Raw genomic sequence first — 8,244 nt, 5'->3', positions numbered from 1 at the left:
TCGTATACCCTTCCTCTCAAGAGTTAGGGCCTCCGGCAATCCCGGTGCGGTTCATTACGGACCAATTCTGAAAGCAGATTGAACTCCATCTTGGGCAAGTCCAGCGCCACCCCTCGATACCAGGCGCGCAACCGCTTTGGACTGATGATGATCTCCTTTGCGGATACGGTGTCATTATCAGAAATCGTCCAACTGCGTCCGCGCACCAAGGCATTGAGGCGCGCATGGAGTTCATCCACATCGACGGGTTTGACGATGTAGTCATCGGCTCCGCCATCCAATCCATCCACCCGATCACAAAGCTGACCGAGTGCGGTTAGCATGACCACCGGTATAGTGATCCCGTCCGCCCGCAGCCGTCGGACTACTGTCAGCCCGTCTACCTGCGGCAACATACGATCGAGGACCACCGCCTCAAACTGGTGGTCCAACACCAATTGCAATGCCACATGGCCATCATGCGCCGTGGTGACCTCATGGCCACTCGTCCGCAGTTCGGTTGCAAGGTAGCCCGATAGATACGCGTCGTCTTCGACGAGCAGAATATTCACGATAGCACCCCAGATCGGGGCAGGATGGGTTCGCGACAGCATTTGACCTTCACTCAGGACCCAAACCATTGCCAAGACTGTTGGTGAAACGCGTCGCGACGCCAGTTTTCTGTGCGAATGGTGTATGACAGCGGCCGATGGGCGAATGCCCATTAGTCATATTTAATGACTGATCGATGGCAGTTCGGTGTCGGACTATGTTTCCGCTTACGGCCGGAGCCGGCTATTCATAGCAGCTGCGATCGACGGTGGGTTCAACGGGTGGTGGCAACACTTTAATCTTTTGAGAAAGATGAAGTGTCGTGATGAAGCAGCGTCGTCGGGTCTGTTAATGTGAAAATGCGAGGAGTTCGCAACTGGTTCTTTGTGACGTCTGATGAGGTAGGGCCACTCCGGTTTTCGGAGTGTTCAATCCATCCTGTAGCGAGCCACATAGCCGAGGTGGTCAGATAGCGCCGAGCCACCGTTTTCCAAACCGAACGGCACTTCCAGCGTCTTCATGGTGAGCGTCTCCCCGGTTCCTGCGCGGAAATACTGCTTGTCCTTCGCGCGCCTGGCGACTGCGGCCAGATCCGGTGAAGCGATCGGCGCCCCGGCGATGCCCTGGGCCGAGGCTTCCGCAGCGCCCGCGCTCCGGCCCACCAGGGCGTTGGCGGCGGCGATGCGATCTGGATCGTGACCGACGTTGAAGTCGCCCGCAAAGATCAGGCTGGTGCGGGAAGAAACATGGCTGCGGAGGAAGGCGCGGGCCAAGTTCAACTGCAGTCGATAGGCGGCGTTCGCCTTCTCTACGGATACGCCCGAAGCGCTCCGGGAGTTGAGGTGGGTGTCCGCGATCGCGATCGGCTGCGCATGCCCCGGCAGCCTGATCCAGGCAAGCAGGACGCCCTTCGCGGCAAGACAGTCGTAGCCTGCGCAGACTTGCCCCGGGTAGGCCATCTTGCGGCTCGCCACGATCGGATAGTCGGACATGATGACGAGGCCGCTGTCGATCCACTTTCCTTCGGTCTCCCCCTTGATCCACGATGGATGGGCGAGCGGTGCATAGGCAGGCTGTCCGGCAGCCTGTTTCGCAAGAGCCCGTACATCCGAAGCATCGGGTCCCGTCGCGACATACCGATAGCCCGCCTGTCTCGCGATCGCCTTGGCCTCGGGAATGAAGGCTTCCTGAAGCGCGATCACGTCCGGCTGGCGCCCGCGTTGCCGCAAGGCGCGGAGCCGCTGGCCTATCTCGCTCATGGCCGAGGCGCGGCCCAATGCGGCGGGAAAGGGCAGTCCCTTCACATTGTAGGTCATGACCGAGAGTCCCTCGTGCGGCAGCACCGGCGCTTCCCCGATTTCTTCCGTAACGGCGGCGGGCAGGGGGCGGGATACGGTGACGGAAACAAGGCCTGTCAGCAGGACGACTGCAAGAACTCCAACTTTTTTCACCCGCGCGCACTCCAATTGCGATGCCGTCTAGACTCCGCAGGGACAAAATTTCCGCATCGAATTTTTGCAGGTGCGGGTTGGGGGCTGGCCCGGAGTCTCTTGGACGTCTCAGAGGTTGAGACGCGAAGGGAGCGACTTCCATGTGGCTATTCAAAATGACGGGACGGGCCTGCGCGCTTGTTGCCGCTGTCCCTTCGAGGTTCGAAGCCTGGCAGGAAATGCCGGAAACCTTTCCCGGCGACTGCCAGGCCCTGAGTCTGCGCCGCAATACCGGTGGCGTACCGGTTCTGGAATTTTGAGGTCTGCGATAATGAACTCTGGCAGATCCTTCGAGCATTTGCTCTACATGATGGAGGATAGACCGTTTGCGCAGGGAGGACGTGCCATGACGTCGCTCGGTCAGGAAGTGCCGGCGGACGGAGGATTGCGGCAGATATGTCTTGCCATGCGCGGCGAGCTTCGCCGTTTCCTGTTGGCGCGGCGGATGAGTGAGGCCGATGCGGAAGACCTCCTGCAGGATCTCTATATCCGTCTGGAAGCGAGCGTTTCCGGGCCGATCCGATCGCCGCGGGCTTATCTCTACCAGATTTTGAACAATATGGCGCATACAAGGCGGCGCACCGAAACGCGCCGGCTTGTCAGGGAAGCCGAATGGCACGGCGCGGACGACGGTGGCGAACAGGCAGATACCTCGCCCAGCGCCGAGGCCGCCTTGGTCGCCCGCGATCAGTTGATGCGTGTCGAAAGCCGACTGGCGGAACTGCCCGAACGGACGGCTTATGCGTTTCGTCAGTTCAGGATTGAGGGCAGGTCCCAGAAATCCATTGCCGAGGAACTCGATATCAGCCTGAGCGCTGTGGAAAAGCACCTCCAGCGCGCCTATCGCGCTCTGCTCGAGGTGCGTACGCAATTGGAACGAATGCCCGGTGAAGCCGATGGAACAGGAGGGACCGATGGTTCGTCTTGAAGAGGGAAGCGCTCACGACCAGGCGGTTGCCTGGCTCGTGCGACTTGCGGATGCGAGCGAGAGCGACTGGATTGAGTTCGCCGAATGGCTGGAAGCGGACGCGCGCAACAACACCGCTTACGAAGAGGTCTGCGATGCGGATCTCGGGCTTGAACCCGCCATGGCCTTGGCTCGGCAGGAGGCGGACGAAGCCGATCGCGATCAGGTGCCGTCCATGCAGCTCGTCACGCCCATCCGTCCGGCTCGGCAGCGGCGCTGGATGTGGCCTGCGATGGCCGCGAGCGTTGCGCTTGCCGCCACTGGAACCTGGGCCGTGATGGCCGGACGGGAACAGTCCTATGTAGTGTCGACCGCGCCGGGGGAGGCCAGGACAATGGCGCTTTCGGACGGCAGCAGGATCATGCTCAACGGCGGCACCCAGGTCGTTCTCAGCAAGTCCGATCCGCGCGTTGCGGAACTCAAGTCGGGCGAAGCGCAGTTTTCGGTGCGCCATGATGCGGGCAGGCCCTTCACGTTGACCGTCGGATCGCAGCGGATCGTGGATGTCGGCACGGTGTTCAACGTCCGCTCCAACGGACGAGGCGTAGAGGTCGAAGTGGCCGAAGGAGCGGTTCGCTTCGAGGACGGCATGACGCGGCTTCGGCTCAATGCCGGCGACACACTGGCCGTGCACGGCGACACGCTGGAGGAAGGCAACAAGGCCGTTTCCGACATCGGCGCCTGGACGCGGGGCAAGCTGGTCTACCGCGACGTTCCCCTGATCAATGTCGCAGGCGATATTACAAGAGCGAGAGGTATTGCCATCGAACTGGGTCCGGAACTATCGAAGGCCAGATTCACAGGTGTCATACAGTTGGACGGGGATGATGCGGCCTTGCGCAAGCGTCTCGCAATCCTGATCGATGCAAAGGTAATCGAAACCTCCGATGGTTGGTCGATCACACGTTAGCCTGATTGTTCCCGCGCTCTTCGCGGTCGCATTGAATGTACCGGAAGCGGCAGGCGCCCAGTCGCAGCGAAAAATCGCATTCTCGGTGCCTGCCGGAAGGCTGTCCGATGCCCTGCTCGTGTTGGCCGAGCAGGCGGGCGTTTCGATCGCTCTGGGTGATCCGGCTCTCGGACGCCTGACGACCCGCGGCGTTGCCGGACGTTACGACGTGGCCGAGGCATTGCGCCGAGTGCTGGCGGGGTCCGGCTACGATTTCCGCATGGTGGATGCGCGGACCGTCCGCCTTGTAAGGTTGCGCGCGGTCTCGCCGCCGCGTCCTTCCAGGATCGCACCGCCGAAACCGATTACCGAGACGGTCGGGCCGGACATCGTGGTGACCGCAACCAAGCAGAGGCTTGGTCTGGCCGACTATCCGGCCAGTCTGGCCGTCGTCGTGCCCGAGCGGGAAGAACTGGTCAGAGCTGGCGCGCGGGGAACAGGCTATATCCTGGGCAAGTTGCCCGAACTGTCCTCGACCAACCTTGGCCCCGGTCGCAACAAGATCTTCATCCGGGGGATTGCGGACAGCAGCTTCAACGGAACCAGCCAGGCCACGATCAGCCAGTATCTAGGCGACATGCGCCTGATCTACAGCGCGCCCGATCCCGATCTGGCGCTTCATGACATAGCCCGGGTCGAAGTGTTGGAAGGGCCGCAAGGCACGCTCTACGGTGCCGGTACGCTCGGCGGAATCATCCGGCTCGTGCCCACGCCGCCGAACCTGTCGGCGACGACGCTGGACGGTGCCTTCGGCCTGCGTTTCACGCAGGACGGCGCCCCTGGGGGCGATGGCGTGCTCGTCGGCAATCTGCCGCTGGTGGCGGATCGTCTCGCGCTTCGCGTGGTGGTCTATCATAGCGTGGAGGGCGGCTATATCGACGATGCGGGGCGCGGCCTCAGCGACATCAATCGCAATGTCGTATCCGGCCTGCGCGCGGCGCTTCGCTGGCAGCCGGACCCGTCATGGACCGTCGATCTCACGGCGACCGCCCAGGATCTCGATTCCCGCGACGGCCAGTATACCCTGCGCGGCGAGCCGGACCTCGTCCGCTCCTCCGCCATCGCCCAGCCGTTCGACAACGACTACCGGCTGATCGGCCTGACGGTCTCGCGGGACTGGGGCACCATGCAACTCGTCTCATCGACCGATTACGCCCACCACCGCATCGATTCCGTTTTCGATGCGATGCTTTCCCCATCGACGGCTGTGCGGGAGTACCGGGAGGATGAGACCGTAAAGCTGCTCTCTCACGAAACCCGGGTGAACGGCAGTTGGGGGAACCAGGGAACATGGCTGGGCGGGATCAGCCTTGTCCAGAACATCGATCGCGGGGTTCGCAGCCTTGGGCCCCCCGATGCTCTCGCGCAGATCTCCAATGTGGCCAACACCACTCTGGACGCGGCGCTGTTCGGTGAGGCGGGCATTCCCCTTCGCACCGACGTTACCCTGACAGTGGGCGGCCGCTTCAGCTACGTTCGCCAGACGAGCGAGTTCCAGGGCGATTCCCAAGATGCTGGTGGCGCCGATTTCGAGCCCGTCCGCCGGCAGAAGCGCTTCCTGCCATCCGCCGCCCTGTCCTGGAAACCCGGCGCGGGGATCCTCGTCTACGCGCGCTTCCAGGAAGGGTATAGACCGGGCGGACTGCAAGTCGCGGGTTCTACCACCGATCCCACCGCCGATCGCTTCGCGTCGGACCGCATCCAGACGGCAGAGTTGGGCCTGCGTTTCGGCATGGACAAGGGCGCGCGACTTTCCGGCAGTCTGGCCGCTTCGGTAGCCCGCTGGCGCGACATCCAGGCCGACCTCGTGGCGACCGACGGCCTGCCCTACGTCGCGAATATCGGCTCGGGACGGGTCCGCAACGTCGCCGCGACACTGGCCTGGAGACCGATCGACGGCCTGTCGCTGGAAGCGGCAGGTTTTCTCAATTCCAGCAGCCTGTCGCATCCGGCGCCCGGTTTCGACAATACGGAAGATCGCGATCTGCCGAACGTCGCGGACGAGGGCTGGCGGACCGCCGCCAAGTTCACGCATGCCGTCGGCCGCGCCAACCTGACCCTGGACACGGCGCTGCGCTACGTCGGGCACTCGAAGCTGGCCATCCTCGCGCCGTTCGCGCTTGGCCAGGGGCGCTACTACGATCTTTCCATGGGCGGGCGGCTGGGCTTCGAGCGTTGGGGGCTTTCCCTCGATTTCGCCAACGTGCTCAACGACCGGGGCAATACTTTCGCCTTCGGAAATCCTTTCAGCGTAACCGGAGGGCGGCAGCAGACACCGATGCGCCCCCGTTCGATCAGGATCGGTATCGATGCCCAGTTCTGAAGGCCGCCTGCTCGTCTCCATCCACGATGTCGCGCCCTGTTTCGAGGCTCAGATCGACCGTCTGGTCGAACTGCTCGAAGCCAGGCTGGGCCACGCCCGTTTCGCGATGCTGGTCGTGCCCGATCACTGGGGCAGGGCGCCCTTGGCCGAAAGCCCTGCCTTCCAGTCCCGTCTGCGCGGCTGGGCGGCATCCGGCGTCGAGATGTTCGTGCACGGATGGTATCACCGCGACGACAGCAGCCACACAGGCGCCGAAGGTTTCAAGGCCCGCCACATGACCGCGGGCGAGGGCGAGTTTCTCGGGCTTTCCCATGCAGAAGCGCTGGCCCGCATGCGTGACGGCAAGGCGCTGCTGGAAGATATCGTCGGCGTGCCCGTGGCGGGCTTCATCGCGCCGGCCTGGCTTTACGGGCCGGGCGCCCTTGCCGCGCTGGGGGACTGCGGGTTCTCCCTGGTGGAAGACCACTTCCGCGTCTGGCGCCCCGGTCTCGAACGGGCGCCGATCGTGCGCGGGCCGGTCATTACCTGGGCCAGCCGGAGCACGATGCGGACCGCATCGTCCTTGTTCTTCGCGGGCCTGGCGCGTCATGCCTTGCAAGGACAGAGGACGGTGCGCATTGCTGTCCATCCCGGGGATGTCACCAAGCCTTCCATCCTGCGCAGCATCGACAGGACATTGGCGGCCTTCTCGCGCCGTCATGTGCCTTCCCGCTACGCCGACCTGACGCGCTGAAATTTTCCTGACCTCCATGTGCGGGTCGATGGCGGTGCCGGAGTCATACCGGCATGATCGAACCCCTCAGGATCGTCCTTCCCATCCATAGCTTCGAGCCGGGCGGGGTCGAGCGCGTGGCGCTCAATCTTGCCGTGCGCTGGCAGGAGTCCGGACACGACATCGTCGTGGTGCTGGGGCGCGACGAGGGACTGGACCGGCAGAACGCGCCGCGCGGGTTGAACTACTTCACTACCCGCTGCCCCATACCGAGCGGCCCTTTCGAGACGCTCTGGATGATGTGGTGCATGATGCGCTATCTGCTGCAATCCCGCGCCGACGTGATCTTCTGCCCCGGCAATACCTACACGGTCGTTTGCGTGGTCATGAAGCTGCTGTTCGGGGATCGCTGCCCGCCGGTGGTCGTCAAGGTCAGCAACGATCTGGTTCGCAAGGACAAGTCTAACTTCCGCAGGGTCTGCTATCGTCTCTGGCTCAAGGTCAACGGCCTGATGCTGGAGCGCTTCGTCGCGCTTGCCGAACCCATGGCCGAGGAGATCGCCCTGGGCATGGGCGTCGGAGCGCATCGTATCGTCACGATCCACGATCCCGCCCTCGATCGCCGCCGCTTCGAGCGGCTTCTGGCCATTCCGCGGGACCGCAAGCCGGAACTGCCCCGGCATTTTGTCGCGGTCGGACGACTGGCGCCGCAGAAGAACCTCACGATGCTGCTCCTGGCTTTCGCATCCGGCTTCCGCCCGGGCGACAGGTTGACCATCGTCGGCGGCGGCTCCGAGCGCGCCGCCCTGGAGCGTACCGTGCGTTACCTGGCGCTTCAGGGCACGGTGACGTTCGCCGGTCATGTTCCCTGTCCTGACGCCTACCTGCAAGCGGCGGATTGCCTCTTGCTGTCCTCCCATTACGAAGGCGTGCCGGCCGTCGTTATCGAGGCGATCGCCGCAGGATTGCCGGTCATCGCGACGGACTGTTCGTGCAGCATGGCGACCCTGCTGGGCGACGGATCGAGAGGAATTCTGGTGCCGGTCGGCGACAGGGACGCGATGGCGGCGGCAATCGCCGATCCCGAAGCGCTTCCTGCGCCCGAGCCGTTCCAGCGCTCCTATGCCGGTCGCTATACGCTGGAACAGGCCTCGGCAGCCTACCTCGCCGTCCTGCGCGCCGCCGTGCGGCAGGCCGAGCGCATCCAGCGTGAAGTTCTGCCCGAGCTGTCTCGCTGACCTTCGGCCCTCCCAGCTTTTTCGAGAAACGAGG

General features: G+C 63.6%; 7 protein-coding genes. 5 read left to right on the top strand and 2 right to left on the bottom strand.

Annotated features, from left to right (window positions below):
- Positions 1-23: 23 nt before the first annotated feature.
- Together V7066_RS20915 and V7066_RS20910 are read right to left on the bottom strand one after the other, a co-directional pair.
- Positions 24-551 (bottom strand): response regulator transcription factor, encoded by a 528-nt coding sequence (locus V7066_RS20915; RefSeq protein WP_334184921.1) that lies wholly within the window; start codon positions 549-551, stop codon positions 24-26.
- Positions 552-959: 408 nt separating this feature from the next.
- Positions 960-1,982, bottom strand: a complete 1,023-nt coding sequence (locus V7066_RS20910) for an endonuclease/exonuclease/phosphatase family protein (RefSeq protein WP_334184920.1) — start codon at positions 1,980-1,982, stop codon at positions 960-962.
- Between the two features lie 385 nt (positions 1,983-2,367).
- Here V7066_RS20910 and V7066_RS20905 point away from each other — a divergent pair, with 385 nt between their 5' ends.
- The 5 genes from V7066_RS20905 to V7066_RS20885 are packed head-to-tail and all read left to right on the top strand — an operon-like array spanning position 2,368 to position 8,210.
- Positions 2,368-2,949, top strand: a complete 582-nt coding sequence (locus V7066_RS20905) for an RNA polymerase sigma factor (protein ID WP_334184919.1) — start codon at positions 2,368-2,370, stop codon at positions 2,947-2,949.
- Complete coding sequence (locus tag V7066_RS20900; RefSeq protein WP_334184918.1) at positions 2,936-3,898, top strand: FecR family protein; 963 nt, start codon at positions 2,936-2,938, stop codon at positions 3,896-3,898. Before V7066_RS20905 ends, V7066_RS20900 begins: the two co-directional genes overlap by 14 nt.
- Positions 3,876-6,260: a TonB-dependent receptor gene (locus V7066_RS20895; RefSeq protein ID WP_334184917.1), complete on the top strand. Its 2,385-nt coding sequence runs from the start codon at positions 3,876-3,878 to the stop codon at positions 6,258-6,260. The genes V7066_RS20900 and V7066_RS20895 overlap by 23 nt, the downstream gene beginning before the upstream one ends.
- Complete coding sequence (locus V7066_RS20890) at positions 6,247-6,993, top strand: polysaccharide deacetylase family protein (RefSeq protein ID WP_334184916.1); 747 nt, start codon at positions 6,247-6,249, stop codon at positions 6,991-6,993. The genes V7066_RS20895 and V7066_RS20890 overlap by 14 nt, the downstream gene beginning before the upstream one ends.
- Positions 6,994-7,046: 53 nt before the next feature.
- Positions 7,047-8,210, top strand: a complete 1,164-nt coding sequence (locus V7066_RS20885; protein ID WP_334184915.1) for a glycosyltransferase — start codon at positions 7,047-7,049, stop codon at positions 8,208-8,210.
- The last annotated feature ends 34 nt before the right edge of the window (positions 8,211-8,244 follow it).

The organism is Novosphingobium sp. (assembly GCF_036820275.1).
GTDB lineage: Bacteria > Pseudomonadota > Alphaproteobacteria > Sphingomonadales > Sphingomonadaceae > Novosphingobium.
This window is presented reverse-complemented; position numbering and strand designations above follow the sequence as displayed.